The sequence below is a fragment of the Streptomyces sp. NPDC031225 genome (assembly GCF_055570355.1).
In genome coordinates this window covers 85,304-110,849 of record NZ_JBVIHJ010000010.1, presented here as the reverse complement: position 1 = coordinate 110,849, position 25,546 = coordinate 85,304, and the positions used below count along the sequence as shown (strand labels likewise).

General features: G+C 70.7%; 23 protein-coding genes and 5 tRNA genes. 19 read left to right on the top strand and 9 right to left on the bottom strand.

Translation table 11 applies throughout. The features are described from left to right. Positions 1 to 4: 4 nt before the first annotated feature. Complete coding sequence (locus tag ACZ48Z_RS18930) at positions 5 to 3,814, bottom strand: sensor histidine kinase (protein ID WP_468736972.1); 3,810 nt, start codon at positions 3,812 to 3,814, stop codon at positions 5 to 7. A 567-nt stretch (positions 3,815 to 4,381) separates the two neighbouring features. Here ACZ48Z_RS18930 and ACZ48Z_RS18925 point away from each other — a divergent pair. The 9 genes from ACZ48Z_RS18925 (at position 4,382) to ACZ48Z_RS18885 (ending at position 8,551) form a co-directional block, all read left to right on the top strand. Next, entirely contained in the window at positions 4,382 to 4,567 is a 186-nt protein-coding gene (locus ACZ48Z_RS18925) for a hypothetical protein (protein WP_468736971.1), read from the top strand. Positions 4,568 to 4,807: 240 nt separating this feature from the next. Next, on the top strand, positions 4,808 to 5,593 hold the full coding sequence (locus ACZ48Z_RS18920) for a fumarylacetoacetate hydrolase family protein (protein WP_468736970.1): 786 nt from the start codon (positions 4,808 to 4,810) through the stop codon (positions 5,591 to 5,593). After that, positions 5,586 to 7,070: a glutamate--tRNA ligase gene (gene gltX, locus ACZ48Z_RS18915; protein WP_468736969.1), complete on the top strand. Its 1,485-nt coding sequence runs from the start codon at positions 5,586 to 5,588 to the stop codon at positions 7,068 to 7,070. Before ACZ48Z_RS18920 ends, gltX begins: the two co-directional genes overlap by 8 nt. A 124-nt stretch (positions 7,071 to 7,194) precedes the next feature. Then, positions 7,195 to 7,929, top strand: coding sequence for an HAD family hydrolase (locus tag ACZ48Z_RS18910; protein ID WP_468736968.1), 735 nt, complete (start codon positions 7,195 to 7,197; stop codon positions 7,927 to 7,929). Between the two features lie 91 nt (positions 7,930 to 8,020). Further along, positions 8,021 to 8,092: transfer RNA gene (locus ACZ48Z_RS18905), tRNA-Gln, on the top strand. Positions 8,093 to 8,134: 42 nt separating this feature from the next. Next, positions 8,135 to 8,207, top strand: a tRNA-Glu gene (locus tag ACZ48Z_RS18900). Positions 8,208 to 8,268: 61 nt separating this feature from the next. Further along, positions 8,269 to 8,341 (top strand) — tRNA-Glu (locus ACZ48Z_RS18895). Positions 8,342 to 8,361: 20 nt separating this feature from the next. Next, positions 8,362 to 8,433, top strand: a tRNA-Gln gene (locus ACZ48Z_RS18890). A gap of 45 nt (positions 8,434 to 8,478) precedes the next feature. After that, positions 8,479 to 8,551, top strand: a tRNA-Glu gene (locus tag ACZ48Z_RS18885). Positions 8,552 to 8,603: 52 nt separating this feature from the next. On the opposite strand, the gene ACZ48Z_RS18880 is transcribed toward ACZ48Z_RS18885, so the two are convergent. Further along, positions 8,604 to 9,248: a MerR family transcriptional regulator gene (locus ACZ48Z_RS18880; protein ID WP_468736967.1), complete on the bottom strand. Its 645-nt coding sequence runs from the start codon at positions 9,246 to 9,248 to the stop codon at positions 8,604 to 8,606. A gap of 79 nt (positions 9,249 to 9,327) precedes the next feature. Between ACZ48Z_RS18880 and ACZ48Z_RS18875 the strand changes: the two genes are divergently transcribed. Next, positions 9,328 to 9,834 carry a DUF4188 domain-containing protein gene (locus tag ACZ48Z_RS18875; RefSeq protein WP_468736966.1) on the top strand — a complete coding sequence of 169 codons (507 nt, stop codon included), beginning with the start codon at positions 9,328 to 9,330 and terminating at the stop codon, positions 9,832 to 9,834. 241 nt (positions 9,835 to 10,075) lie between these two features. Here ACZ48Z_RS18875 and ndgR read toward each other — a convergent pair whose 3' ends face one another. Next, entirely contained in the window at positions 10,076 to 10,792 is a 717-nt protein-coding gene (gene ndgR / locus ACZ48Z_RS18870) for an IclR family transcriptional regulator NdgR (protein WP_286064918.1), read from the bottom strand. A gap of 191 nt (positions 10,793 to 10,983) precedes the next feature. Between ndgR and leuC the strand changes: the two genes are divergently transcribed. The 4 genes from leuC (at position 10,984) to ACZ48Z_RS18850 (ending at position 14,307) form a co-directional block, all read left to right on the top strand. Next, positions 10,984 to 12,408 carry a 3-isopropylmalate dehydratase large subunit gene (leuC, locus tag ACZ48Z_RS18865; RefSeq protein ID WP_468736965.1) on the top strand — a complete coding sequence of 475 codons (1,425 nt, stop codon included), beginning with the start codon at positions 10,984 to 10,986 and terminating at the stop codon, positions 12,406 to 12,408. A 5-nt stretch (positions 12,409 to 12,413) separates the two neighbouring features. Further along, positions 12,414 to 13,007 (top strand): 3-isopropylmalate dehydratase small subunit, encoded by a 594-nt coding sequence (leuD, locus tag ACZ48Z_RS18860; RefSeq protein ID WP_468736964.1) that lies wholly within the window; start codon positions 12,414 to 12,416, stop codon positions 13,005 to 13,007. 275 nt (positions 13,008 to 13,282) lie between these two features. Next, positions 13,283 to 13,513: an SCO5555 family protein gene (locus ACZ48Z_RS18855; protein WP_028809826.1), complete on the top strand. Its 231-nt coding sequence runs from the start codon at positions 13,283 to 13,285 to the stop codon at positions 13,511 to 13,513. 137 nt (positions 13,514 to 13,650) lie between these two features. Next, complete coding sequence (locus ACZ48Z_RS18850; RefSeq protein ID WP_468736963.1) at positions 13,651 to 14,307, top strand: HU family DNA-binding protein; 657 nt, start codon at positions 13,651 to 13,653, stop codon at positions 14,305 to 14,307. 72 nt (positions 14,308 to 14,379) lie between these two features. Here the strand turns inward: ACZ48Z_RS18850 and ACZ48Z_RS18845 are convergent, their stop codons facing one another. After that, a complete protein-coding gene (locus ACZ48Z_RS18845; RefSeq protein WP_328750796.1) occupies positions 14,380 to 14,571 on the bottom strand; it encodes a hypothetical protein in 192 nt (63 codons plus the stop codon). Positions 14,572 to 14,615: 44 nt separating this feature from the next. Then, positions 14,616 to 15,275, bottom strand: coding sequence for a 2-phospho-L-lactate guanylyltransferase (gene cofC / locus ACZ48Z_RS18840; RefSeq protein WP_468736962.1), 660 nt, complete (start codon positions 15,273 to 15,275; stop codon positions 14,616 to 14,618). A 155-nt stretch (positions 15,276 to 15,430) separates the two neighbouring features. Between cofC and ACZ48Z_RS18835 the strand changes: the two genes are divergently transcribed. The 3 genes from ACZ48Z_RS18835 to ACZ48Z_RS18825 are packed head-to-tail and all read left to right on the top strand — an operon-like array spanning position 15,431 to position 18,418. Beyond that, positions 15,431 to 16,195 (top strand): lysophospholipid acyltransferase family protein, encoded by a 765-nt coding sequence (locus ACZ48Z_RS18835; RefSeq protein ID WP_468736961.1) that lies wholly within the window; start codon positions 15,431 to 15,433, stop codon positions 16,193 to 16,195. Then, positions 16,192 to 17,202, top strand: a complete 1,011-nt coding sequence (locus ACZ48Z_RS18830; protein WP_468736960.1) for an NAD(P)H-dependent glycerol-3-phosphate dehydrogenase — start codon at positions 16,192 to 16,194, stop codon at positions 17,200 to 17,202. The genes ACZ48Z_RS18835 and ACZ48Z_RS18830 overlap by 4 nt, the downstream gene beginning before the upstream one ends. 58 nt (positions 17,203 to 17,260) lie before the next feature. Then, positions 17,261 to 18,418 carry a D-alanine--D-alanine ligase family protein gene (locus ACZ48Z_RS18825; protein ID WP_468736959.1) on the top strand — a complete coding sequence of 386 codons (1,158 nt, stop codon included), beginning with the start codon at positions 17,261 to 17,263 and terminating at the stop codon, positions 18,416 to 18,418. 61 nt (positions 18,419 to 18,479) lie between these two features. Here the strand turns inward: ACZ48Z_RS18825 and ACZ48Z_RS18820 are convergent, their stop codons facing one another. Next, positions 18,480 to 18,971, bottom strand: coding sequence for a DUF3515 domain-containing protein (locus ACZ48Z_RS18820; protein ID WP_468736958.1), 492 nt, complete (start codon positions 18,969 to 18,971; stop codon positions 18,480 to 18,482). A 20-nt stretch (positions 18,972 to 18,991) separates the two neighbouring features. Beyond that, positions 18,992 to 19,225: an Lrp/AsnC family transcriptional regulator gene (locus ACZ48Z_RS18815; RefSeq protein ID WP_020121007.1), complete on the bottom strand. Its 234-nt coding sequence runs from the start codon at positions 19,223 to 19,225 to the stop codon at positions 18,992 to 18,994. Positions 19,226 to 19,431: 206 nt separating this feature from the next. Between ACZ48Z_RS18815 and ACZ48Z_RS18810 the strand changes: the two genes are divergently transcribed. Together ACZ48Z_RS18810 and thiD are read left to right on the top strand one after the other, a co-directional pair. Continuing rightward, on the top strand, positions 19,432 to 20,397 hold the full coding sequence (locus ACZ48Z_RS18810; RefSeq protein ID WP_468736957.1) for a thiamine-phosphate kinase: 966 nt from the start codon (positions 19,432 to 19,434) through the stop codon (positions 20,395 to 20,397). Further along, positions 20,394 to 21,197 carry a bifunctional hydroxymethylpyrimidine kinase/phosphomethylpyrimidine kinase gene (gene thiD / locus ACZ48Z_RS18805; RefSeq protein WP_468736956.1) on the top strand — a complete coding sequence of 268 codons (804 nt, stop codon included), beginning with the start codon at positions 20,394 to 20,396 and terminating at the stop codon, positions 21,195 to 21,197. Before ACZ48Z_RS18810 ends, thiD begins: the two co-directional genes overlap by 4 nt. Here thiD and ACZ48Z_RS18800 read toward each other — a convergent pair. Both ACZ48Z_RS18800 and ACZ48Z_RS18795 read right to left on the bottom strand, forming a co-directional pair. Further along, positions 21,169 to 22,395, bottom strand: a complete 1,227-nt coding sequence (locus tag ACZ48Z_RS18800; protein WP_468736955.1) for an FAD-dependent monooxygenase — start codon at positions 22,393 to 22,395, stop codon at positions 21,169 to 21,171. The two genes, thiD and ACZ48Z_RS18800, sit on opposite strands and share 29 nt — an antisense overlap. Positions 22,396 to 22,430: 35 nt before the next feature. Further along, the gene (locus tag ACZ48Z_RS18795) at positions 22,431 to 25,451 is read right to left on the bottom strand and encodes an AfsR/SARP family transcriptional regulator (RefSeq protein ID WP_468736954.1); all 3,021 of its coding nucleotides are present in this window, start codon (positions 25,449 to 25,451) and stop codon (positions 22,431 to 22,433) included. Positions 25,452 to 25,546: the final 95 nt, after the last annotated feature.

Sequence of the window (25,546 nt, the reverse complement as noted above, 5' to 3'; positions counted from 1 at the left end):
TCAACTAACGCTCCTGCTGGTGAGTGGGGTTCGGGAAGCTGCCCGTCTGGCCGTTACCGCCGACCTGACGACCTTGTGCGATACCCCGACGGAGATTGGTCAGCCGGCCGCGAACGTCATCAGGCGAACGCGAGACCTGCGGACCGGTTTGGTGCTGTTGCTGCTGAGCCGTACCCGGGACGAGGTTCGCCCTGGGCACCCGGCGCGGCAGACCGGAGGTGGTGACACCGCCCGCGGCCGGCTGGCGCACACGCTCCGCCTGCCGGACGAGGTCGTCATTGGGTGAGCTGCGCCAGCCCGTGGAGGCCGCGGGCCGCTGCGGAGCGGCCGCGGGGCTCAGCGGGGCCGCCGGATCCTGGCGCGGGGCCCCGGCGGGGGAGGAGCCGTTGCCGTTGGACGGCGGCTCCTGTCCCTGCGGGCCGCCGTGGAACCAGTTGGTCTCCAGGGTGTCGTACAGCGGCGTACGTCCGTCGCCCGGGCCCGAGGCCGGCGGCAGCGCCTCCGGCTCCTGGCGCACGGGTCGCTGCTGCGGCCGCGGCGGCATGGGCGGCCGCGGGGCGCCGAAGTCGCCGCCGTTGGTCTGGGGACGGTCGAACTGGCCCGTGGACGAGGGGTCCTGACGACCCGGCAGCGAGTGCTGTCCGGTGGCGGAACCGTCGTAGCCCGGCGTCGGGAACTGGCCCGTCGAGCCGCTGTCGTACGCCTGCGGGGCACTGAAGATGTCCGTACGGACGAACTGACCCGTGTTCTGCGGGGCGTTCGTGCCGGGGCGGGGGAACTCGCCCGTGTCCTGCGGACCGTTCGTGCCCGGCCGCGGGAACTGGCCGGTGTTCTGGGGACCGTTCGCACCCGGTCGCGGGTACTGGCCGGTGTTCTGCGGGGCGTTGAAGTCCGGGCGCGGGAACTCCGACGTGGCGGCCGCGTTCGCCGGACTCTGGTGCTCGTCGATCCGCGGCATGCGGGACGTGGAGGCCGGGCCCTGCTCGTCGTGACCGCGCGGCACGTCGAGGGAGGCGCGCGGCACCGGAGGCTGCGCGTTCTCGTCGCTCCAACTGGGCGTGCGGGGCTGCGGGTTGTTGCCGCCCGGCAGCTCGGCACGAGGACCGCCGCGGCCCGGCAGCTGCGGCCGACGGCGCCGGCCCTGCTCGGGAGCCTTGCCGGTGTTCGGGGACTGCGACTGCGGGGGTACGGCACCCCGGCCGCCGAACGCGTCCTGGCCACCGCCGAAAGCGTCCTGACCGCTGAAGGCGTCCTGCGTGTTGAAGGCGTCCTGTCCCGGCCCACCGGTGCCCGCGGCCTGGAGGCCCTGCGGGGCGCCCGGAGCCTGGCCGCCGAACCCGGCACCCGCTCCGGCCGGAGCAGGCCGGCCCTGCGGAGGCATACCGGGACCCTGCGGTCCGCGCGGTCCGCCCGGCGCACCGGGACGACCGCCCTGACCACCGGTGCCGGGCAGCGCTGCGCGCGGCCCCTGACCGGCGTTGAGGCGACCGCCCGAGGGGGCGCCGGCGCCGAGAGCGCCACCGCCCGCACCACCGGGCACGCCGCCGCCCTGGCCGTTGCCACGGCGGGCCCCGGCGACACCGGCCGCGGCCTGAGCCGAGGCGGGACCACCGGGGACACCCTGACCGGGCTTCGGCTGGGGCTTCTTGCCGCCCTGGGCGACATCGACGGGCAGCATGACCAGCGCGGTCGTGCCACCGGAGTCGGACGGGCGCAGCTGGATGCGGATGCCATGGCGCTGCGACAGCCGGCCGACCACGAACAGACCCATGCGGCGGGAGACGGAGACGTCCACGGTGGGCGGCGACGCGAGCCGCTCGTTGATCGCGGCGAGGTCCTCGGGGGAGAGGCCGATGCCGGTGTCGTGGATCTCGATCAGGACGCGGCCGTCGGGCAGCGCGTGACCGGTGACCTTGACCTTGGTCTGCGGGGAGGAGAACGAGGTGGCGTTCTCCAGCAGCTCGGCGAGCAGGTGCACGAGGTCGTTGACGACCCGGCCGGCGACTTCGGTGGTCGGCACGGAGGCCAGCTCGATGCGCTCGTACTGCTCCACCTCGGAGGCCGCGGCGCGCAGCACGTCGACCAGCGGGACCGGGCGGGTCCAGCGGCGGCCGGGCTCCTCACCGGCGAGGACGAGGAGGTTCTCACCGTTACGGCGCATGCGGGTCGCGAGGTGGTCGAGCTTGAACAGCGAGGACAGCTGGTCCGGGTCGGCCTCGCGCGACTCCAGCTCGGAGATCAGCGAGAGCTGACGCTGGATGAGGCCCTGGGAGCGGCGCGAGAGGTTGGTGAACATCGCGTTGACGTTGCCCCGCAGCAGGGCCTGCTCGGCGGCGAGGCGGACGGCCTCGCGGTGCACGTCGTCGAAGGCCGCGGCCACGCGGCCGATCTCGTCCCGGGAGTGCACACCGACCGACTCCACGGACGTGTCGACGTCCTGCGGGTCGGACTCGGAGAGCTGCTTGACCAGCTCGGGCAGCCGGTCCTGGGCGACCTTGGTGGCGGTCTCCTGGAGGCGGCGCAGCGAACGGATCATGGACCGGGCGACGACGAAGGCGCCGACCAGGGAGACACCCAGCACGAGCAGGATCAGCGCACCGGAGATGATCGCCTCGCGCTCGGACTCGTTGCGCAGCTCGCGAGCCTTCTGCTCCATGTCCTCGAGCAGCGTGTGCTCGATGCGGCCCATCTCCTGGATCTTGGTCGAGCTGTCGTCGACCCAGTCCTTGTAGGAGCGCTTGTCCAGGTCGGCGAGGCCGTCCGACCGGCCGAAGGCACGACCCGCGTACTGGTCGGAGGCCTCGATGTTCGAGTTGCCGTCCTCGATGGGCTGCAGGAGCTGCTCGGCGTCGTTGTCGCCGTAGATGCTGCGGAAGGTGTTGAGGTCGGACGCCTCGCTGTCGAGCGCGCCCTGGCCGTACAGCCGGTCGGTCTCGGAGAGGCTGCCCACCGTCTTGTTGGACGCGGGCAGCGCCGCCGCGAGGATCGCGCGCTGGCTGGACGCGTACTCCTTGGCGGAGGAGAAGGCCGACAGGGCACGCGTGCGCTGGATCATCTCCGGGTTGCTGGTGGCCTCGGCCATGTCCTGGGAGAGGTCCAGCAGGTGGGTGATCAGACGGTGGTACGACTCCACCGTCTGCGTGGCGTTGCCCTTGCTCTCGAAGGCGTCGCTGCGGATGCTGCTCAGCGTGTCCAGGTCGCGGACGAGCCCGACGAGGCTGTCGCGGACGCCCTGGAGGTTGCCGTCCTTGCTCGAGGTGTCGATGTCCTCGGCGGTGTTGACGAAGTTGGTCGCGGCCCGGTCCGTCTTGTTCCGGTAGCCCTTGACCGTGATGTTGCTCGCCGTGGAGTTGTGCGCCAGCGGACCTGCCGACTGGTCGCGCTCGTCCTGGAGCGCGGCGGCCAGCTCGGTGGCCTGCTTCGTCATCTCCGTCAGCAGCTTCATGTTGTCGAGCTGCTGGATGTCGTCCATGGAGTCGTTGATGCGCAGCGCGCCCAGGGAGGTGGCCGCCACCACGGGGAGCGCGAGCAGCGACACCAGGCGCGTGGAGATGCGCCAGTTGCGCAGTGCCACACGCGATCCGGGGCCGCTCTGGCCCTTGGGGGGCTTCACCGGTGGTGGAGTGGCCGGGGCTGCCGGGCCCGTGGACACCGACGAGCCGAGGCGCCCGGGGCCGGAACCGCCGTCGCCGGACGCGGTCTGGCCCGGGTTCTGGGCGTGCTGGGGGGAGGGACCGCCGGCGTTGGGGCCGGTCCCGCTGTGCCGCTCCGGCTCGGCCGAAGCGCTGCCATCCCTCTTGAAACGTCCCTGCACTAGCGTCGCAACCTCTGGACCAGGCACCCCTCCGCAGGACGGAGAAGCACGGTGTCGGCGTTGTGGGGAGCGCCCTGAATTACGCACCCCGGTGGATCGTGAGTGACCGGCGCTGGCTCCCCCTTCTCACCGCCGCTCGGCGCTTCTCTGCGCCCCTTGTGCGCCGGCTCGATCCCGCGGCGGTCCGTGGAATTCCAGCACAGTGCCGGATCTCCAACAAGGTCCGTGGGTCAGACCGTGACCTACGTGACACCTCGTGAGGGCGGTGTCACCGGGTGTGGAAAGCGTTCTCGTCGATACCGGACATAACTCCGCGAGTCTCCCCGTGGTGGCAGGTGTCCCAGTCGCCATGATCAGGAGCGGAATGATAGCTTCAGGGGGGCAATGTCCGTTTCGTTGGGGTGAGTTGAGACTTGCAATTGTCCGGTTTGCCCACAGCTCAGTGAGCAAACTCACACGCCGATCATGAGGTCTCCACGACACCGACGGGGAATGGCATGTTTAGCCTGACGCTTTACAAGAAGGCTGCATCTGTCCAACCCCCGACATCCGAGGTCGAGTACAACCGTGAAGACGACGATGATGTTCCGCAACATTGCCAACCCGCGGCGCACGACGCTGGTGCACCTCAAGGACGCCGGTGAGCTGACGGTCCCGGAGCAGCCGGAGCACTCGCTCGACCTCCCGGCCCAGACCGCCAACCCCCGGCGCACCATTCTGATGGAGATCCCGGTCTCCGCCGCCGCGGAGTAGCCGCCACGGAACGGTTGACGAGGCTCCCCGGCCACCGGGGAGCCTTTTTTCATGATCACGGCAGGCTCTCTCCGGCCGACGGGCCGGCCGAGGTGCGACGGGCGCGCGCACCCCGGACCACCGGCCCGCCGACCGATGGTCGAGGGCCGGGACCGGTTAGCCTGGAGCGTCCAGAGTCGGCTGTCGAACCCAAGGTCGGCCGACGTACGCACAGTTCTCAGTGAGGGGCGCCAGGATCCCGTGCGCATCGCCAGATTCTCCATCGACGGGAACGTCGCCTTCGGCGCGGTCGAGGGCGACAGGCCGGACGAGCTCGTCCTCGACATCATCAAGGGCATCCCGTTCGCGGACTTCCAGCTCTCCGGCACGAAGGTCCCGCTGAACAAGGTCAGGCTGCTGCCCCCGGTGCTCCCCAACAAGGTCGTGGCCTTCGGCCGCAACTACGCGGAGCACGCGCGCGAGTTGGGCAACGAGGTTCCGGACGCGCCGTTCGCCTTCTTCAAGCCCTCCACCTCGGTGATCGGCTCCGGCGACGAGATCCAGTACCCCGCCTTCTCGGCAGAGGTCCACCACGAGGCCGAACTGGCCGTCGTCATCGGGCGCATGTGCCGCGAGGTCCCGCGCGAGCGCGTCAAGGACGTGATCTTCGGCTACACCTGCGCCAACGACGTCACCGCCCGTGACGTCCAGAAGCGCGAGAAGCAGTGGGCGCGGGCGAAGGGCTTCGACACCGCCTGCCCGCTGGGCCCCTGGGTGGAGACCGGCCTGGACGTCGAAACGGCCTCCGACCTGACGATCCAGCTCACCGTCAACGGCGAGCAACGCCAGCTCGGCCGCACCAGCGAGATGATCCACTCGATCGAGGATCTGATCGTCAACATCACCGAGGCCATGACGCTGCTCCCCGGCGACGTGATCCTCACGGGCACCCCGGCAGGCGTCGGGCCGCTCACCGTCGGCGACGAGGTCGCCGTCACCATCGAAGGCATCGGCACTCTCACCAACAAGGTTGTCAAGCGTGGCTAGCGCACCCGTCCCAGCCGTCCGAGTACGGTTCTGCCCGTCGCCCACCGGTAACCCCCATGTGGGCCTGGTCCGCACCGCCCTGTTCAACTGGGCGTTCGCCCGGCACCACCAGGGCACGCTCGTCTTCCGCATCGAGGACACCGACGCGGCCCGCGACTCCGAGGAGTCGTATGAGCAGCTCCTGGACTCGATGCGCTGGCTGGGCTTCGACTGGGACGAGGGCCCCGAGGTCGGCGGCCCGCACGCCCCGTACCGCCAGTCCCAGCGGATGGACCTCTACAAGGAGGTCGCGCAGAAGCTCCAGGACGCCGGCCGCGCCTACCACTGCTACTGCTCGACCGCGGAACTGGACGCCCGCCGCGACGCCGCCCGCGCCGCAGGCAAGCCGTCCGGCTACGACGGCCACTGCCGTGACCTGACCGACGAGCAGGTCTCCGCGTATGTCGCCGAGGGCCGTACGCCGATCGTCCGCTTCCGCATGCCCGACGAGACGATCACCTTCGCGGACCTGGTCCGCGGCGAGCTGACCTTCACCGCGGAGAACGTGCCGGACTACGGGATCGTACGAGCCAACGGGGCGCCCCTCTACACGCTCGTGAACCCGGTCGACGACGCGCTGATGGAGATCACGCACGTCCTGCGCGGCGAGGACCTGCTCTCCTCCACCCCCCGCCAGATCGCCCTGTACAAGGCGCTGATCGAGCTGGGCGTCGCGAAGTCGGTGCCCGCGTTCGGTCACCTGCCCTACGTCATGGGCGAGGGCAACAAGAAGCTCTCCAAGCGAGACCCGGAGTCCTCGCTCAACCTCTACCGTGAGCGCGGCTTCCTCCCCGAGGGCCTGCTCAACTACCTCTCCCTCCTCGGCTGGTCGCTCTCCGCCGACCAGGACATCTTCACGATGGACGAGATGGTCGCGGCCTTCGACATCTCCGACGTGAACCCCAACCCGGCACGCTTCGACCTGAAGAAGTGCGAGGCGATCAACGCCGACCACATCCGTCTCCTGGACGTGAAGGACTTCACGGAGCGCTGCGCCCCCTGGCTGCGGGCCCCCTTCGCCCCGTGGGCGCCGGAGGACTTCGACGAGTCGAAGTGGCAGGCCATCGCCCCGCACGCCCAGACCCGGCTCAAGGTTCTGTCGGAGATCACGGACAACGTCGACTTCCTCTTCCTCGACCGGCCGGTCTCCGACGAGGCGTCCTGGACGAAGGCGATGAAGGAGGGCTCCGACGCCCTGCTCCGCACGGCCCGCGAGAAGCTGGAGGCGGCCGACTGGACCTCCGCGGAGTCCCTGAAGGAGGCCGTCCTCGCCGCCGGTGAGATCCACGGCCTCAAGCTCGGCAAGGCCCAGGCCCCGGTCCGCGTCGCCGTCACCGGGCGCACGGTCGGCCTGCCCCTCTTCGAGTCCCTGGAGATCCTGGGCAAGGAGACGACGCTGGCCCGGATCGACGCCGCGCTGGAGAAGCTGGCCGCATAAGGCACACGCGTGTGAGGGGCGGCACCGGACCACCGGGGCCGCCCCTCCGGCGTTCCCAGGGGGCCGGTCGGTGACAACGGCCGACCGGCTGACGCGGCCCCGGCCTCGGAGCTACCGTCGGATCATGAGCATTCGGGCCGTGGTGTGGGACGTCGACGACACGCTCTTCGACTACTCGGGGGCCGACCGCATCGGCATGCGCCTGCACCTGACGGCCGAGGGACTCCTTGCGGCGTACGACACCGTCGAGCAGGCCATCGTCCGCTGGCGCGCGATCACCGACGCCCAGTGGGCCCGGTTCTCGGCGGGTGAGGTCGACTTCCAGGGGCAGCGGCGGGACCGCGTGCGGGTGTTCCTCGGCCAGGAGCTGACCGACGCGGAGGCGGACGCCTGGTTCCAGCGGTACATCGCGCACTACGAGACCGCCTGGGCCCTCTTCCCGGACGTCCTGCCCGTCCTCGACGCCCTCGCCGCGAGCCACCGGCACGCGGTGCTGTCCAACTCCAGCATCCGCGTCCAGGACCACAAACTGCGCGTGCTCGGCGTCTACGACCGCTTCGAGGTCATCCTGTGCGCCGCCGAACTGGGCGTCTCCAAACCCGAGGCCGGCGCCTTCCTCGCGGCCTGCGACGCCCTGGAGCTGGCCCCGCACGAGGTGGCGTACGTCGGCGACCACCCGGAGATCGACGGCCGGGGCGCCGCCGAGGCCGGGCTGCTGTCCGTCTGGATCGACCGGTACGGCGGTGTGCACACGGAAGCCACCGCGCCCAGCGGCCCGAAGCGGATCGCATCGCTGGCCGAACTCCCCGCGATCCTCGGCGCGGATACCCGTTTTGGAGCCCCGTCCACCTTCGGGTAATGTTCTTCCTGCGCCGCCGGGGAGCGGGCCGAAAGGCCGGAAGCCGGGGGAGCACACTAGAACAAGATCCCTTCAGGGGCTTGAGTTCCAGTGGCCTATGGTGTAATTGGCAGCACGACGGTTTCTGGTTCCGTTAGTCTTGGTTCGAGTCCAGGTAGGCCAGCTCGCAGAGCTCATCTGCACAAGCGGAGACCAGCTCCGCGAAGCCCCCGTTGTGTAGCGGCCTAGCACGCTGCCCTCTCACGGCAGTAGCGCCGGTTCGAATCCGGTCGGGGGTACAGATCCTTCCCGGAGGGTCAGCAGGGTCGCACCCGCTGATGCTCATGCAGGATCGCTAGGGCCCCCGTTGTGTAGCGGCCTAGCACGCCGCCCTCTCAAGGCGGTAGCGCCGGTTCGAATCCGGTCGGGGGTACGCATTTCGTTCAATCGCATTGGTCTATGGTGTAATTGGCAACACTACGGTTTCTGGTACCGTCATTCTTGGTTCGAGTCCAGGTAGACCAGCTTGGACCTGCGGCGTTGTAATTCAAACGCGTGCAGGTCGCTAGGGCCCCCGTTGTGTAGCGGCCTAGCACGCCGCCCTCTCAAGGCGGTAGCGCCGGTTCGAATCCGGTCGGGGGTACGTCGAGGAAGGCCCTCCACTTCGGTGGGGGGCCTTTTCCGTTCCCGCAGCCCTACTCGAAGCCGTACCGCCGCGTCGACTCCTCCTCCTGGGCCAGCCGGTGCAGCGCCTGCAGCAGCGGCTCGTTCAGGATCGCCCCCAGGATCGCGAACTCGATCCGCTCCGGCTCCGACGGATACGTCTCCAGGTTGTCCAGGTCGAGAACAGCCGTCCGGCGCATCAACTCGGCGTACGGCGCGAGCTGTTCGGCCCCCCAGTCGTAGCCGAGCCGGCGGAACGCGGCCACCGCCACCACCAGCGAACGGTACGCGGGGGAGATGGTCGTGAGCCGTTTGGTGTTCTCCCAGCCGAGGCGGTCCAGGAGGGCGCCGACCTCCTGGTGAGCGGCCCGGACGTACTCGTCGTCCTCGCCCGGCTCCGGCACCTGCGGCAGCGCCCACAGCGCGGCGCCGAGGCGGATCGAGCGGCCCAGGGAGTCGTCGTCCACATGTCCGAGCACCTCGCGCACCTTCGCCACCGGAATCCGGCCCACCTGGATCATCGCGCGCACCAGCCGCAGCCGGCGCAGATGCTCCTCGTCGTACTCGGAGGTCGTCGCGTTGATCTGGCGGCCCGGGGCCAACAGGCCTTCGCGCAGGTAGTACTTGATCGTCGCGGTGGACACCCCGCTGCGTTCGCTGAGTTCGGCCAGTCGCACCTCTTGCCCCACCTCTCGGATACCGGCACTATCCAAGCATGCGCACTCGGATAGTGCCGCTCACCAATCAGGGGGTCCCATGTTCGGGAAGAAGGTCACCGCAGGCCGCACCACCGCGTCCGTGGACGGGGACGCGGTGGTTCTGCTGATCGGTATGCGCATCAACCACTTCTGGGCCGTGCACCACTGGTTCCCGGTCCTGTCGGCGATGCCGCGCATGCTGCGGGAACTGTCGCGGGCGCCCGAACGGGGGCTGCTCGGCCATGTCCTGCTGACGGCGTCACCGCGGACGTACTACGTGGTCCAGTACTGGGAGTCGAAGGAGAAGCTGTACGCGTACGCGCACGCCCCGGACATGTTCCACCGCCGGGCCTGGGCGATCATCAACCGCAAGGAGAAAGCGGGAAAGGCTCGGCAGCACGTGGGGCTGTGGCACGAGACGTATGTGGTGCCCGAGGGCTCGCACGAGTCGATCTACGCCGACATGCCCGCCTTCGGGCTGGCGGCCGCGCATGGGCAGGTGGCGGTCGCTGCGCGCGGGCGGTATGCGAAGGAGAGGTTTGCCTATCGGGCCGGGAGCATGTGACCTGCTCAGGGGCGCGGGGAACTGCGCGACCAGCCACGATGGTGGGTCGGACGGCGTGCTGCCGGTGGTGGCGGATTCTGCGCCGTGGGGGCCCGGGTGCGGGGTGGGTGCACGCTCGCCGTGGGTTGCTCGCGCCCACGCGGCGGAGCCGCAGATCGATACAGCCCCGCGCCCCCAGGTGGGGCATCTGGACGTCGGTTCAAGACCTGCCGCGGCGTTGGGGCGGGTCTCCTCCCGACGGTCAGCCCGTGCGGCGCAGCGCCTCGGAGAGGCGGGCGGCGGCGTCGATGACCGCCTGGGCGTGCATACGGCCCGGGTGGCGCGACAGGCGCTCGATGGGGCCGGAGACCGATACGGCGGCCACCACACGGTTGGACGGGCCGCGCACGGGCGCCGAGACGGAGGCGACGCCCGGCTCGCGCTCGCCGATGGACTGGGCCCAGCCGCGGCGCCGTACGCCCGACAGGGCCGTCGCCGTGAAGCGGGCGCCCTGCAGGCCCCGGTGCAGACGCTCGGGCTCCTCCCAGGCCATCAGGATCTGGGCCGAGGAGCCCGCCTTCATGGTGAGCGTCGAACCGACCGGGACGGTGTCCCTGAGGCCGGACAGACGCTCCGCCGCGGCCACGCAGATACGCATGTCGCCCTGGCGGCGGTAGAGCTGGGCGCTCTCACCCGTGATGTCACGGAGGTGGGTGAGCACCGGCCCCGCCGTGGCGAGGAGGCGGTCCTCGCCGGCGGCCGCGGCCAGCTCGGCGAGGCGCGGGCCCAGAATGAAACGGCCCTGCATGTCGCGTGCCACCATGCGGTGGTGTTCCAGAGCCACGGCCAGCCGGTGGGCCGTGGGTCGTGCCAGTCCGGTCGCCGCGACCAAGCCCGCGAGGGTGGCCGGACCGGACTCCAGAGCGCTGAGGACAAGGGCTGCCTTGTCCAGAACGCCGACGCCGCTACTGTTGTCCATGAAACGATACTCACGTCTCACTCTGTGAAACGCAAGTTCCTTTTTTCGTGAGACGCGCAACCCTTGTAGGCACAGCGGCCCGCAGACCAACGGGCCTGGCGGCGGGTGCCCGGGAACAGGGGCCGTGGGCGTCGCCTCCACAAGAGCTTCTAGTTGGGTCGGCGCAGCTCTGGCCGACCGGAGGGAAAGCGATGGGTAGGACACTCGCGGAGAAGGTCTGGGACGACCACGTCGTCCGGCGCGCCGAGGGCGAGCCCGACCTCCTCTTCATCGATCTGCACCTGCTGCACGAGGTGACCAGCCCGCAGGCCTTCGACGGACTGCGCAAGAGCGGTCGCCAGGTGCGGCGTCTCGACCTGACCATCGCGACCGAGGACCACAACACCCCGACCGTCGACATCGACAAGCCCATCGCCGACCCGGTCTCCCGGGTCCAGCTGGAGACGCTGCGCAAGAACTGCGCCGACTTCGGGGTGCGGCTGCACCCGCTGGGCGACGTCGAGCAGGGTGTCGTGCACGTCGTCGGCCCGCAGCTGGGTCTGACCCAGCCGGGCATGACGGTGGTCTGCGGTGACTCCCACACCTCCACGCACGGCGCCTTCGGCGGTCTGGCGTTCGGCATCGGCACCTCCCAGGTGGAGCATGTGCTGGCCACCCAGACGCTGCCGCTGGTCCGTCCGAAGACCATGGCCATCACGGTCGACGGCGACCTGCCCGACGGCGTCACCGCCAAGGACCTGATCCTCGCGATCATCGCCAGGATCGGCACCGGCGGCGGCCAGGGCTACGTCCTGGAGTACCGCGGCTCCGCCATCGAGAAGCTCTCGATGGAGGCCCGGATGACCATCTGCAACATGTCGATCGAGGCCGGTGCCCGCGCGGGCATGATCGCCCCCGACCAGACCACGTTCGACTACCTCGAGGGCCGTCCGCACGCCCCCAAGGGCGAGGACTGGGACGCGGCCGTCGCATACTGGAAGACCCTGAAGACGGACGAGGACGCCGAGTTCGACGCCGAGGTCGTCATCAAGGCCGACGAGCTGTCGCCGTTCGTCACCTGGGGCACCAACCCGGGCCAGGGCGCGCCGCTTTCGGCGGACGTCCCCGACCCTGCTTCGTACGAAGACGCTTCGGAGCGCTTCGCCGCCGAAAAGGCCCTGGAATACATGGGGTTGGAGGCCGGACAGCCGCTGCGCTCCATCAAGGTGGACACCGTCTTCGTAGGTTCGTGCACCAACGGCCGTATCGAGGACCTGCGCGCCGCCGCCGAGCTCGTCAAGGGCCGCAAAGTCGCCGACGGCGTACGGATGCTGGTCGTGCCCGGCTCCGCGCGGGTCGGTCTGCAGGCCGTTTCCGAGGGCCTGGACGTCGTCTTCAAGGAGGCCGGCGCCGAATGGCGGCACGCGGGCTGCTCGATGTGTCTGGGCATGAACCCGGACCAGCTGGCCCCCGGTGAGCGCTCCGCGTCCACCTCCAACCGCAACTTCGAGGGCCGACAGGGCAAGGGCGGTCGTACGCACCTGGTGTCGCCGCAGGTGGCGGCCGCGACCGCCGTACTCGGCCACCTGGCCTCGCCCGCCGACCTGTCCGACGCCCCTGTCGCCGCTGGAGTCTGAGAGTCATGGAAGCATTCACCACGCACACCGGCCGGGCCGTCCCGCTGCGCCGTTCCAACGTCGACACCGACCAGATCATCCCTGCTCACTGGCTCAAGAAGGTGACGCGGGACGGGTTCGAGGACGGACTGTTCGAGGCCTGGCGCAAGGACGGGAAATTCATCCTCAACCAGCCCGAGCGCAAGGGTGCGACCGTTCTGGTCGCAGGCCCCGACTTCGGCACCGGCTCCTCCCGTGAGCACGCCGTGTGGGCGCTGCAGAACTACGGCTTCAAGGCCGTCATCTCCTCCCGCTTCGCGGACATCTTCCGCGGCAACTCGCTCAAGAACGGCCTGCTCACGGTGGTTCTGGAGCAGAAGACCGTGGACGCGCTCCAGGAGCTCTCGGAGAACGACCCCGAGGCCGAGATCACGGTCGACCTGGAGAACCGCCAGGTCCGCGCCGAGGGCATCACCGCGAGCTTCGAGCTGGACGAGAACTCCCGCTGGCGGCTGCTGAACGGGCTGGACGACATCTCCATCACCCTCAAGAACGAGGCCGACATCGCCGCGTACGAGGCCAAGCGCCCCTCGTACAAGCCGCGCACGCTGCAGGCGTGACGGCGCCCCTCCTTCGGAGCAACTGAACAGGTCGAGTTTCGGCCACCCAACACCCCGCCGTACCCCCGATCAGCCCGATCGGGGGTACGGCCGTGTCTGCACCCGTACGGCCCCGCGCGGCGCGACACGCCCGCTCAACTTCCCACGTTAAGAAGGGTGTTGTCGGGGTACGCGTGCCTTGTAGCCGTGGCTTCCGCATGTGCCCGGAAGGCCGTTTGAGGCAGCAGTTGCACCCCTAGCAGGCGACAACTCGCCCCAGATGGCACAATCTGTGCATGGAACACGACGGCCAACTCGAGCTCTATGCGGCAGTCGCGGACCAACTCAAGGAAGCGCACGCAAGAGTGCGCGCACTGCAAGTCCCGGAGGGCGTACGGATGGCGCTGACCCGGAAGCTGCTGGTCATTACGGCCGCGGCCAAGCACGACGTCGTCGAAGCGACAAGGCGTCTGGAGCGGTTCACCGCTGACCTCGACGCGGGGCGAATCCCGGAAGAGGAACGCTGAACAAGTCCAGAGCAGCCGAGTTCGTTGCGGCACAAGGGTGATAAGCCCGTTTCGTGTTTGATTTGCGGTATATATCTGCCTAACGTGCGAAAAAGCTTGAACACTTTCGTTCTGGCAATGTCTCCGAAGGGGAAGACGTGAACAAGGCGCAGCTCGTAGAAGCGATTGCCGACAAGGTCGGCGGCCGCCAGCAGGCCGCCGACGCGGTCGACGCGGTCCTGGACGCCATCGTCCGCGCGACGGTGGCGGGCGACCGGGTCTCGGTCACCGGCTTCGGTTCGTTCGAGAAGGTCGACCGCCCCGCCCGTTACGCCCGCAACCCCCAGACGGGCGAGCGGGTGCGGGTCAAGAAGACCTCCGTTCCGCGCTTCCGTGCGGGCCAGGGCTTCAAGGACCTGGTGAGCGGCACGAAGAAGCTCCCCAAGAACGACGTCGCGGTCAAGAAGGCGCCCAAGGGCAGCCTGACCGGCGGGGCTTCGGCCACGGTCAAGAAGGCCGCCGCGAAGAAGGCCACGGCCACCAAGGCGGCAGCGGCCAGGAAGACCACGGCCACCGCGAAGAAGGCGACGGCCAAGAAGACCACGGCCACCGCGAAGAAGACGACGGCCAAGAAGGCGCCCGCCAAGAAGACGACCACGGGCACCGCCAAGACCGCCGCCGCGAAGAAGACGACGGCCAAGAGCGCCACCGCCAAGAAGGCCCCGGCGAAGAAGGCGACCGCCACGAAGGCGCCCGCCAAGAAGTCGGCGGCTCGCACCACCACCGCCAAGAAGGCCACCGCCCGCAAGAGGTAAGGGCACAGGGGCACTCACGCGCCGGGCCGGACTCCGTGACGGAGTCCGGCCCGCGGCGTGTGAACGGGGGTGTCAGAAGGTCTGCAGGGTCACCAGGGTGATCGTGGAGTCCTCGACCTCGATGCGCACCCGCTGGCCCGGGCGCAGGAGCCTGAGTTCCCCCGCGTCGAAGGCGGGAGCACCGAAGGGCATCGGGGTGCCGTCGTCCAGGAGCACCTGGCCGCTGCGGGTCTCTGGGTCGTAGGTGAACGCGGTTGCCTGCATGGCGGTCAGCGTAGTGTCCGCTGATCCGTCGTGGGAGGCCGCGCTCACGTGGCGGAGCCGCGTGCCCCCGGCCGGGTTTCCAGCAGTCCTTCCGACGCGGCAGCCGTGTACCGGCCGACCCCCAGCGCCAGCGCCGCCCGCAGGTCCTCGCCGGTGTCCACGTCCTGGCGCACCGAGTCCACGTCGGAAAGGCGCAGTTCCACGGCGCCCGACGTGCGGTGGCGGAAGCGGGAATCGACACCGAACGCGGGCCGCAATTCCCTGCCCTCCGCGGCGGCCAGCAAGGTGGTCCCCACGCCCGCCGCGTCCGCGAGGAAAGCGCGGGGGAATTCCGCGGCCGCGTCAAGTACATGGGCCAATTCCCGGGGGCGCAGAGCCGGCAGATCGGCGTTCAGGGCCGCGAGGGCCCTTTCGGGGTGCAAAGACCGCATGACGGCCGCCGCGTGCGCCAGGGCCGCGTTCAGGCCGCCCGTGGGCTCGTCGGGGACGATGCGGGCGCCCAGCGCCGCCAGTTCGCGGCCGGCCAGGGCGTCGTCCGTGACGACCGCCACATCCCGCACTGCCGGGCAGGCCAGCGCCGCTGCCACGGTGTCCTGGGCGAAGGCGAGGGCCAGACCCGGGCGCACCCCGTCGGAGGCGGTGTCCGAGAGCCTGCTCTTGGCCCGCTCCAAGGGTTTCACCGGGATGACCAACGTCCACTGCACGCGCGTTCCGTCCTTCTCTTGTCGCGGCCATTGTCACTCAGTCGTCACGCGCCCCATCTGGCGGTGTCAGTGGCGGGGCGTACGGTGTTCTCGACAGACCGGCGGCCTGGGGCGACACTTGTGCGGCCCCCCAGGCCCAAGAGGAAGGTGTCCGCGTGCCCCGCCGCCGAATCGGCTTCTGGTACCGCCTCGCAGCGGTGATCGCCAAACCACCGCTCGTGCTTCTGATCAAGCGGGACTGGCGTGGAATGGAGCACATTCCGGCAGACGGCGGATTTATCACCGTGGTGAACCACAATTCGCACATCGATCCCTTCGCGTACGCGCACTTTCAGTACAACACCGGCCGCGTTCCGCGATTCCTCGCGAAGAGCGGTCTTTTCAACAAGGGATTCGTCGGCGTCATGATGCGCGGCACCGGTCAGATCCCGGTCTACCGCGAGACCACCGACGCGCTGAGCGCTTTCCGGGCCGCGATCGAGGCCGTGGAGCGGGGCGAATGCGTCGCGTTCTACCCCGAGGGCACCATCACCCGGGACCCCGGCCAGTGGCCGATGACCGGCAAGACCGGCGCCGCGCGCGTGGCCCTGCAGACCAAGTGCCCGGTCATCCCGGTCGCGCAGTGGGGCGCCAACGAACTGCTGCCGCCGTACGCCAAGAAGTTGCACGTCCTGCCCCGCAAGACCTCGCGCGTCCTCGCGGGCCCGCCCGTGGACCTGTCGCCCTTCTACGACCAGGAGATGACCCCGGACCTGCTGCGGGAGGCCACCGTGGTCATCATGGCCGCCGTCACCGCCCAGCTGGAGCTGATCCGCGGCGAGAAGGCACCCGACCTGGCGTACGACCCGCGCCGTGAGCGGATCGAGCAGCGCCGCCGGACCCAGGCCCAGAACGGCCACGAGGGGGAGAAGAGCAAGTGAGCAAGCCCGTCAAGGCGGCCGTCTTCGGCACCGGTTCATGGGGTACCGCCTTCGGCATGGTGCTCGCCGACGCGGGGTGCGAGGTCACCCTGTGGGCGAGGCGCGCCGACCTCGCGGAAGCGGTCAACTCCACGCGTACGAACCCGGACTACCTCCCCGGCGTCGAACTCCCGGAGAACCTGAGGGCGACGGCGGACGCCGCTGAGGCCGCGCGCGACGCCGACCTCACCGTCCTCGCGATCCCCTCGCAGACACTGCGCGCCAACCTCGCCGACTGGACCCCGCTGCTCGCGCCGGACACCGTCCTCGTCTCCCTCATGAAGGGTGTCGAACTCGGCTCCGCCATGCGGATGAGCGAGGTCGTCGGGGACGTCGCCAAGGTCGGTGCCGACCGTATCGCCGTGGTCACCGGACCCAACCTCGCGCGGGAGATCGCCGCGCGGATGCCGGCCGCCGCTGTGGTCGCCTGCACCGACGAGGCGGTGGCCCAGCGGCTCCAGGCCGCCTGCCACACGCCGTACTTCCGCCCCTACACCAATACGGACGTGGTGGGTTGCGAACTCGGCGGTGCCGTGAAGAACGTCATCGGGCTCGCCGTCGGCATCGCGGACGGCATGGGTCTCGGCGACAACGCGAAGGGTTCGCTCATCACGCGCGGTCTCGCCGAGACGACCCGGCTCGGACTCGCCATGGGCGCCGATCCGCTGACGTTCTCCGGACTCGCCGGTCTCGGCGACCTGGTGGCGACCTGTTCCTCGCCGCTGTCGCGCAACCACACCTTCGGCACCAACCTCGGCAAGGGCATGACCCTGCAGGAGACCATCGCGGTCACCAAGCAGACCGCCGAGGGCGTCAAGTCCTGTGAGTCCGTGCTGGATCTGGCCCGCAGGCACGGCGTCGACATGCCCATCACCGAGACCGTCGTCGGCATCGTGCACGAGGGCAAGTCCCCGGTGGTCGCCGTCAAGGAGCTGATGTCGCGCAGCGCGAAGCCCGAACGACGCTGAGCGACCCGGCTCGGGCGCGCTGTATCAGGGCACTACCACCGGGTACGCTCAACGCGATATGAGCACCGAGAACCTCCCCCAGAGCCCTGAGCAGCCGTCCCGCAAGCCGCGCGTGGCCGTCGTGTTCGGCGGGCGCAGCTCCGAACACGGGATCTCCGTGGTCACCGCCGGCGCCGTACTGCGGGCCATCGACCGGACGAAGTACGACGTCCTGCCGATCGGCATCACGCGGGAGGGCCGCTGGTACCTCACCGCCGACGCCCCGGAGCGGATGGCGATCACCGACCGCCGTACCCCGGACGTCGAGGAGTTGGCCGAGTCGAGGGACGGCGGCGTGGTGCTCCCCGTCGACCCCGCGAACCGCGAAGTCGTCTACAGCGAGCCCGGATCGGTGCCCAAGGCGCTCGGTGAGGTCGACGTCGTCTTCCCCGTCCTGCACGGCCCCTACGGCGAGGACGGCACCCTCCAGGGCCTCCTGGAGCTCTCCGGTGTCCCGTACGTCGGCTCGGGTGTGCTCGCCTCGGCCGTCGGCCAGGACAAGGAGTACATGAAGCGGGTGTTCACCTCCTTCGGGCTCAAGGTCGGCCCGTACGTGGTGATCCGGCCGCGCGAGTGGGAGCGGGACGAGTCCGCCGCCCGCAAGAAGATCGTCGACTTCGCGGGCGAGCACGGCTGGCCGCTCTTCGTGAAGCCCGCGCGCGCGGGTTCGTCGATCGGCATCACCAAGGTCGACGACCTCTCCGGCCTGGACGAGGCGATCGCGGAGGCGCAGCGCCACGACCCGAAGATCCTGGTCGAGGCGGCGCTGCGGGGCCGTGAGATCGAGTGCGGCGTCCTGGAGTTCGAGGACGGTCCGCGCGCGTCGGTCCCCGCGGAGATCCCGCCGCCGCAGGAGCACGCGTACTACGACTTCGAGGCGAAGTACATCGACTCGACCCCGGGCATCGTGCCGGCGCCGCTCACGCCCGAGGAGACGGCCGAGGTCCAGAGGCTCGCGGTCGACGCCTTCGACGCGGCCTCCTGCGAGGGCCTGGTCCGCGCGGACTTCTTCCTCACCGAGGACGGCGAGTTCGTGATCAACGAGATCAACACGCTGCCGGGCTTCACCCCGATCTCGATGTACCCGCAGATGTGGGAGAAGAGCGGTATCGCCTACCCGGAGCTGGTCAGCAGGCTGATCGACGCGGCGCTGCGCAGGCCGACGGGCTTGCGTTGACCCACCCAGGGGCACGGGGAACCGCGCGACCAGCCCCCATGGTCCGCAGGCGAACGACGGCCTAGTCGGCGATCCCCTCGGGCACGGCTTTCCTGATGGCAGGCGCCAAGTCCACCAACGGCGCCATGCCATCCTCCGTGCGCGCCTTGGGGATGGACACCTCGACGTACGCCTTCCTCAAGGTGGTCGTGAACCGGAACGACCCGTCGTCCCGCTTCTCCAGCAACCACCCCACCCCGTCGACCTCGACCCCGTCGGCCTCCGGGTCGTCCATCTTCGAGGGCCGCACGACACCGCACCGCAGTATGATCGCCGGGTCACCCCAGCCCGCGGTCAGCGTGGATACGGGCTCGGGATCCCGACGGTCCTGGCCGTCGGCCTTGGACGGCAGTACCCGGTCCAGCTCTCGGCACAGCTTCGCGACGCCCGCCCCGGGCGAGGGAACCACCACCGACGCGTTGTCGTCTGCGGAGGAGCAGCCCGCGACCGTGATCAGCAGTGCGAGCGCGGGCAGCCCGAGGACAGTGCGGCGCCGGTGACGGAAGAATTTCACCGGCCAAGGGTAGACGGGGGCTACAGATGGACGACCGGGCAGGTCAGGGTGCGGGTGATGCCGTCCACCTGCTGGACCTTCGCGACCACCAACCGGCCCAGGTCGTCTACGGTGTCGGCTTGTGCGCGGACGATCACGTCATACGGTCCTGTCACGTCCTCGGCCTGGATGACCCCAGGAATCTTGCTGATCGTCTCGGCGACGGTCGACGCTTTGCCGACCTCCGTCTGGATCAGGATGTACGCCTGTACCACGGAACCTCCAGGGCGGCCACGAGGATCATGTGGGGAAAAGGAACGCCACGGTATCGCGTCGTCGCTCGTCGCGGGGAGACCCGCGGGGGCGTGGACGCCCGCGCCGGGGTGCGGACACGACAGAAGTTCACGGTCCCCTCGACCGTATCGAGGACACTGATGACGCGCGACCGGGCACGGCACGGCACAGAAGGGGCGTAAGGGCCATGAAGGGCACTGTTGGTGAGCTCGGTGAGTTCGGGCTCATCAGGGAGCTCACCTCCCGTCTCACCACCACCCCGGCGGTCCGGGTGGGTCCCGGCGACGACGCCGCGGTGGTCGCCGCACCCGACCGCAGGGTCGTGGCGAGCACCGACATCCTTCTGGAGGGCCGGCACTTCCGCCGCGACTGGTCCACGGCCTACGACGTGGGCCGCAAGGCCGCCGCGCAGAACCTCGCGGACATCGCCGCCATGGGCGCCGTACCGACCGCCCTGCTGCTCGGCCTGGTCGTGCCCGCCGAACTCCCCGTGACCTGGCCCTCGGAGCTCATGGACGGCCTGCGCGACGAGTGCCAGGTCGCCGGTGCGTCGGTGGTGGGCGGAGACGTCGTACGCGGGGACACGATCATGGTCTCCATCACCGCCCTCGGCGATCTGCGGGGCCAGGAGCCCGTCACCCGGGGCGGAGCGCAGCCCGGCGACCTCGTCGCGGTGACGGGCTGGCTGGGCTGGTCCGCGGCCGGGTACGCGGTGCTCGCCCGCGGCTTCCGCTCGCCCCGCGCGTTCGTGGAGGCGCACCGGCGCCCGGAGCCGCCGTACCACGCGGGACCGGCCGCCGCGGCGCTCGGCGCGACCGCCATGTGCGACGTGAGCGACGGGCTGATCGCCGACCTCGGGCACATCGCCGAGGCCAGCAAGGTCCGTATCGACGTCCGTTCCGGCGCGATCGACATCCCGACCCAGATGAACGACATCGGGCAGGCCGTCGGCGTGGACCCCATGCAGTGGGTGCTGACCGGGGGAGAGGACCACGCGATCGTGGCGACCTTCCCGCCGGACGTGAAACTCCCGGCCCGCTGGAAGGTGATCGGCGAGGTCCTCAACCCGTCGGCGCTGCCCCAGATCACCGTCGACGGGGCGCCCTGGACCAGCAAGGGCGGCTGGGACCACTTCGGGGACATCGAGTCGTGAGGCCGTCGGTGCTCACGGTGGCCGGATCCGACTCCGGTGGCGGCGCCGGCATCCAGGCGGACCTGAAGACCATGCTCGCGCTCGGCGTGCACGGCATGAGTGTCGTCACAGCGGTCACCGCGCAGAACTCCCTCGGCGTGCAGGGGATTTGGGAGCTGCCGGTGGAGGCCGTGCGGGCCCAGTACCGCAGTGTCGTGGACGACATCGGTGTCCGGGCAGTGAAGACCGGGATGCTCGCCTCCGCCGAACTCGTCGAGACAGTCGCAGAGTTGATCGGCGGCACGGACGTCCCGGCCGTGATCGACCCGGTCGGCGTCTCCAAGCACGGGGACTCCCTGCTGGCTCCGCAGGCGCTGGACTCGGTACGCCAGCGGCTGCTCCCGGTCGCCACCGTCGCCACCCCGAACCTCGACGAGGTCGCCCAACTCACCGGCGTCAGGGTCGAGTCGGAGTCCCACCTGAAGGAGGCCGCCGAGGCGGTCCTCGCGTACGGACCGCGGTGGGTGCTCATCAAGGGCGGCCATCTCGCAGGCGACGCCGTGGACCTGCTCACCGACGGCACCGAGGAGCACTGGCTGCGCGCACCGCGCCACGACAACCGGCACACCCACGGCACGGGCTGCACCCTCGCGTCCGCGATCGCCTCGCAGCTCGCGAAGGGGCAGCCGGTGCCGGAGGCGGTGGCGGCCGCCAAGGAGTACGTCACCGGGGCGATCGCCGCCGGCTTCGCGCTCGGCGGCGGGATCGGCCCCGTGGACCACGGCTGGGCTCTCACGCGGCCGGGTACTCCGGCAGCTTGATGTTCGTCGCCGACTTCTCGGTGAGCCGCTTGAAGAAGGCCGCCAGGGGGCGGGAGGCGAGCAGCCGGTACATCCGGTCCCGGCTGCGGATCCGCCGCTCGGTGGCCGGCGCGAAGAACGGGCCCGCGTTGCCCGAGGTCTTCTGGCAGCCCTTGGCGAAGTCCGAGATCCGCGCCTCGTAGGCCGCGAACGCCTTGCGGTGGTCCCCGCCGGCCAGGGCGAGTTCACCGGCCAGGACATACGCGCCGACGATCGCCACCCCGGTGCCCATCCCGCCCATCGTGGCCCCGTATCCCGCGTCGCCCAGCAGCGCCACCCGTCCCTCCGTGAGCCGGTCGACGTGGATCTGGGCGATCGCGTCGAAGTACAGGTCCTCGGCCGCCTCCAGGGCCTTGAGGACCTGCGGCCCCTCCCACCCCGTCCCCGCGAACCGTTCGGCGAGGATCCTCTTCTGCGCGGCTAGGTCCCGGCGGTCGTACGACAGCCGCTCGGACCGGAAGACCAGCAGTGCGCCCGCGCGGTCCGGGTCGCCGTCGTAGTTGCCGAGGGCGATCGCGCGGCCGGGCTCGCTGTAGACCCGGCCGGTGCGGTCCAGGCCCAGGTCGTTGGGGACCTCGAAGCCGGCCACGTAGTGGTCGAAGAACCGCAGGTAGCGGGACTCGTCGCCGAAGACGAGCGACCGGGTGTGCGAGTGCAGGCCGTCCGCGCCGACCACCAGGTCGAAGCGGCGGGGCTCGCCGCGGTCGAAGGTGACGTCGACGCCGTGCGGGGTGTCGGTGAGCGTGGCGACGGAGTCACCGAAGACGTACTCGACGTGGTCCCTGGTGCGTTCGTACATGAGGTGCGCAAGCTCACCGCGGAAGATCTCCACGTCGCCGCTCATCATGTCCGACGGCAGGTCCACCTTCGGGGCGCCGTCCGCGTCGACGACGATCTGGCGGCCCATGCGGGTCTGACGGGCGTGGATCTCGTCCCAGATGCCCATCTCGGTGAGCACCCTGCGGTGGACGTGCCCCCGGAAGTCGACGGCGAAGCCGCCGCGGCGCAGCTCCGGCGTCTTCTCGACGACGGTGACGCGGGCGCCGTACCGCAGGAGGTTCAGCGCGAGCGCGGGCCCGGCGACGCTGGCGCCGGAGATCAGGACGGTCAGGTGACTGAGGTCGTGCGTCGTGTTCGTCATGTGCGTCGTGTTCGTCATGCACGGCAGCCTCGCCGGGAGCGCTGACCGTCCTCCTACCGTTCGCTGACCGCCGCTGACCGAAGGGCGCGTCCCCGCTCGAACGCCCTGTCATAATCCTCGGCCGACAGACTGCGCCGTACGTCCTTCTTCGTCCGTACGACATCGGGGACGCCGTCGGCCGACGCGCCCCGCAGGCCCTCGGCGGCGCCCAGGAGTTCGGCCGCCCGCTCGGGACGTGGGGCGACGGAGGCCAGGGCCTCGGCGACGGCCGCGAGGGCGTTGACATCAGGGGTGTCCAGGGTGTGGGTGCGGGCCTGCTCGAACCAGTCGCGGGCCTCGTCGAGGTCGCCCTCGGCGGCGGCCGTGCGGCCGAGCCCGATGAGGATCAGGACGGTCTCGCCGACGCTGAACCAGTTCGCCGCGCAGGCCTCCAGGGCGCTTTCGTAGCGCACGCGCGCGTGAGCGGTGTTCCCGCTCGGGGACGAGTGCCCTGAGAGCCGGGCCGCGTCGCCGAGACCGCGCCGGGCGGCCGCCACCTTGTCCGGGGCACCGGCCGCGCGGGCCAGGTCGGCGGCGCGCGTGAAGTGCGCCACCGCCTCCTCGGTGTCGCCGCGGTACAGCAGTGCGGTGGCCCGGGAGCGCAGCAGGTCGGACGTCTCCTCGGGTGCGTCCAGTTCCCGGACGTACTCCAGGCCTTCGTCGAACAGTTCCAGGGCACGGTCGTACGCGCCGCGCCGGACCGCGAAACCGCCCAGCGGGTCAAGGCAGTTGGCCATGCCCCAGCGGTCGCCGGTCGTACGGAAGCCGGCCAGGGAGCGTTCGAAGGCGGCCTCGGAGGCCTCGGGATCGCCCATGAACTGCCTCTGGTAGGCGAGCCCCAGGTCCAGCAGCGCGCGGCCCCACGGCTCGTCGCCGACCTGGACGGCGCGCAGGCCGTCGGCCACCGCGTACTGCGGGCCGCTCGTCAGCGACCACAGCACCATGGTGAACGGCAGCCGCAGCGGCTCGTCCAGGGCGTGCATGAGGACGGACACGCGCGTGATGCGGTCGGGTTCGCCGGGGTCGTCGCCGCGGCCCGTGACGGTGTTCATCAGGCACAGGGCGTACTCCTCGGCCAGCCCCGGGGGAGGGGCGTCACCGACCGCGGCGAGCAGGGCGCGGGCCAGGGGCACCTGCTCGCCGTGCGGGGCGCGCAGCCGCCAGAACCAGGACAGGGCGGCCATCAGCCGCAGGCCGTCCTCGGGTGCCGTGGCGACGAGGTGGCGCAGGGCCGCGTCCAGGTAGTCCCGTTCGGCGTCCAGCCGGGCCAGCCAGGGGAGTTGTCCGCCGCCGCGCAGCGCCGGTTCGGCACGCTCGGCCAGCCCGAGGAAGTACATGGCGTGGGCGTCCCGCAGGGGCCGCTCCCGGGAACGCCGCTCGGCGGCGAAGGCGCGGATCGTCTCCAGCATCCGGTAGCGGCCCTCGGTCACCTCCAGGAACGACTTCTCCACCAGTGAGGCCAGCAGATCCTCCGGACGCGGTGTGGCGCACACCGCCTCGACGGCCTCCAGACCCGCCCCGCCGGGGAAGACCGTCAACCGGGTCGCGAGTTCCCGTTCCTCGTCGTCCAGGAGGTCCCAGCTCCACTCCACGACGCCACGCAGGGTGCGGTGCCGGGGCGCCTTGGAGCGGTCCCCGCGCGACAGCAGCCGGAACCGGTCGTCGAGGCGGTCCGCCAGCTCGTCCGGGGTGAGGGTGCGCAGCCGGGCCGCCGCGAGCTCGATCGCCAGGGGCAGCCCGTCCAGGGCCGCGCAGATGTCGGCCACACGAGTGTGGCCCTCGAAGCCCGGACGGACGGCCCGGGCGCGGTCCAGGAAGAGCCGGACCGCGGGCTCCTGCGGCAGCGGCGGCACGGGCAGCACGGCCTCGCCGGTGAGGCCGAGGGACTCCCGGCTGGTGGCGAGCACGCGCACACCCGGACAGGACGCGAGGAGCCGCGCGGTGAGCAGGGCGGCCTCCTCGACGAGGTGCTCGCAGTTGTCGAGCACGAGGAGCGGCTCGCGATCCTCCAGCGCGGCGAGCAGCCGGTCCGTGCCGTCGGTCGCCGGGGTGCGGAACCCGTCGCGGACCCCGAGGGCGGTCAGGACGGCGTACGGGATCTGGGTGCCGTCGGTGAGCGGCGCGAGTTCGACGAAGCACACGTCCGCGTGGGCCCGCGTGGCCTCGATCACCAGCCGGGTCTTGCCCGCGCCGCCGGGTCCGGTGAGCGTGACCAGCCGGGACTCGGACAGGGCCCGGTCGATCCGGCCGAGTTCGCTCTCGCGGCCGACGAAACGGGTGAGCTGAGCGGGGACGCCTTTCCGGCGCTCGGAACGCCGTCCCTGCAACAGCTCCAGATGCAGCGCCGACAGCTCGGCCGAGGGGTCGGCGCCCAGTTCGTCGGCGAGGATTCGCCGGGCCTCCTCGAACACCGTGAGCGCCTCCGCCGGCCGCCCGTCCGCGTGCAGGGCCCGCATCAACTGCCCGTACAGCCGCTCGCTCAACGGCCGGTCCGACAGCAGCGCCCGCAGCTCCGGTACGAGTTCCGGGCCGCCCCCGAGCGCCAGATCCGCGTCGATCCGGTCCTGCACGGCGGCGAGCCGGAGCTCCGCCAGCCGGGTCCGTTCGGCGTGCGCGTCCGGGAGGTCGGGGAGGGCGGGGCCGCGCCACAGGGCGAGCGCGTCCCGCAGGGCGGCCGCGGCCTGCCGGTGTTCTCCGGCGGCGAGAGCGGCACGGCCGATCGCGGACAGCTGTTCGAAGTGGTGAACGTCGACCCGGTCGGGCGGGACGGCGAGCCGGTAGCCGGCCGGTGTCGCCTCGATCACCGTGTGCGGGGCCAGGCGCCTGCGGAGGCGGGAGATCTGGGACGGGAGGGCGTTGGCGGCTCCGGCGGGCGGCTCGGCGCCGTAGAGACCGTCGGTGAGGCGCTCGGCGGAGACCGTGCGGCCCGCGTCGAGGAGCAGGAGCGTGAGCAGGGCGCGGGGGCGGGGACCGCCGGGGTCGACGGAGGCGTCTCCGGTGCGTACCTCCAGGGGACCCAGGATGCCGAAGCGCATGGCGGCGATTGTCGCAGGCCGCCGGGCGCCCCGGGTTTCCTTCGGGCACAACAGAATGCCGGCCCACCCTCGGGTGGACCGGCTCTGTAGCGAAA

Excerpts from the sequence above, each read along its gene's own strand:
- ACZ48Z_RS18910 (WP_468736968.1), top strand. The coding sequence starts at position 7,195 with ATGAGCATTCGGGCCGTGGTGTGGGACGTCGACGACACGCTCTTCGAC.
- ACZ48Z_RS18875 (WP_468736966.1), top strand. The coding sequence starts at position 9,328 with ATGTTCGGGAAGAAGGTCACCGCAGGCCGCACCACCGCGTCCGTGGAC.
- ndgR (WP_286064918.1), bottom strand. The coding sequence starts at position 10,792 with ATGGACAACAGTAGCGGCGTCGGCGTTCTGGACAAGGCAGCCCTTGTC.
- leuC (WP_468736965.1), top strand. The coding sequence starts at position 10,984 with ATGGGTAGGACACTCGCGGAGAAGGTCTGGGACGACCACGTCGTCCGG.
- leuD (WP_468736964.1), top strand. The coding sequence starts at position 12,414 with ATGGAAGCATTCACCACGCACACCGGCCGGGCCGTCCCGCTGCGCCGT.
- ACZ48Z_RS18855 (WP_028809826.1), top strand. The coding sequence starts at position 13,283 with ATGGAACACGACGGCCAACTCGAGCTCTATGCGGCAGTCGCGGACCAA.
- ACZ48Z_RS18845 (WP_328750796.1), bottom strand. The coding sequence starts at position 14,571 with ATGCAGGCAACCGCGTTCACCTACGACCCAGAGACCCGCAGCGGCCAG.
- ACZ48Z_RS18825 (WP_468736959.1), top strand. The coding sequence starts at position 17,261 with ATGAGCACCGAGAACCTCCCCCAGAGCCCTGAGCAGCCGTCCCGCAAG.
- ACZ48Z_RS18810 (WP_468736957.1), top strand. The coding sequence starts at position 19,432 with ATGAAGGGCACTGTTGGTGAGCTCGGTGAGTTCGGGCTCATCAGGGAG.
- ACZ48Z_RS18800 (WP_468736955.1), bottom strand. The coding sequence starts at position 22,395 with ATGACGAACACGACGCACATGACGAACACGACGCACGACCTCAGTCAC.
- ACZ48Z_RS18795 (WP_468736954.1), bottom strand. The coding sequence starts at position 25,451 with ATGCGCTTCGGCATCCTGGGTCCCCTGGAGGTACGCACCGGAGACGCC.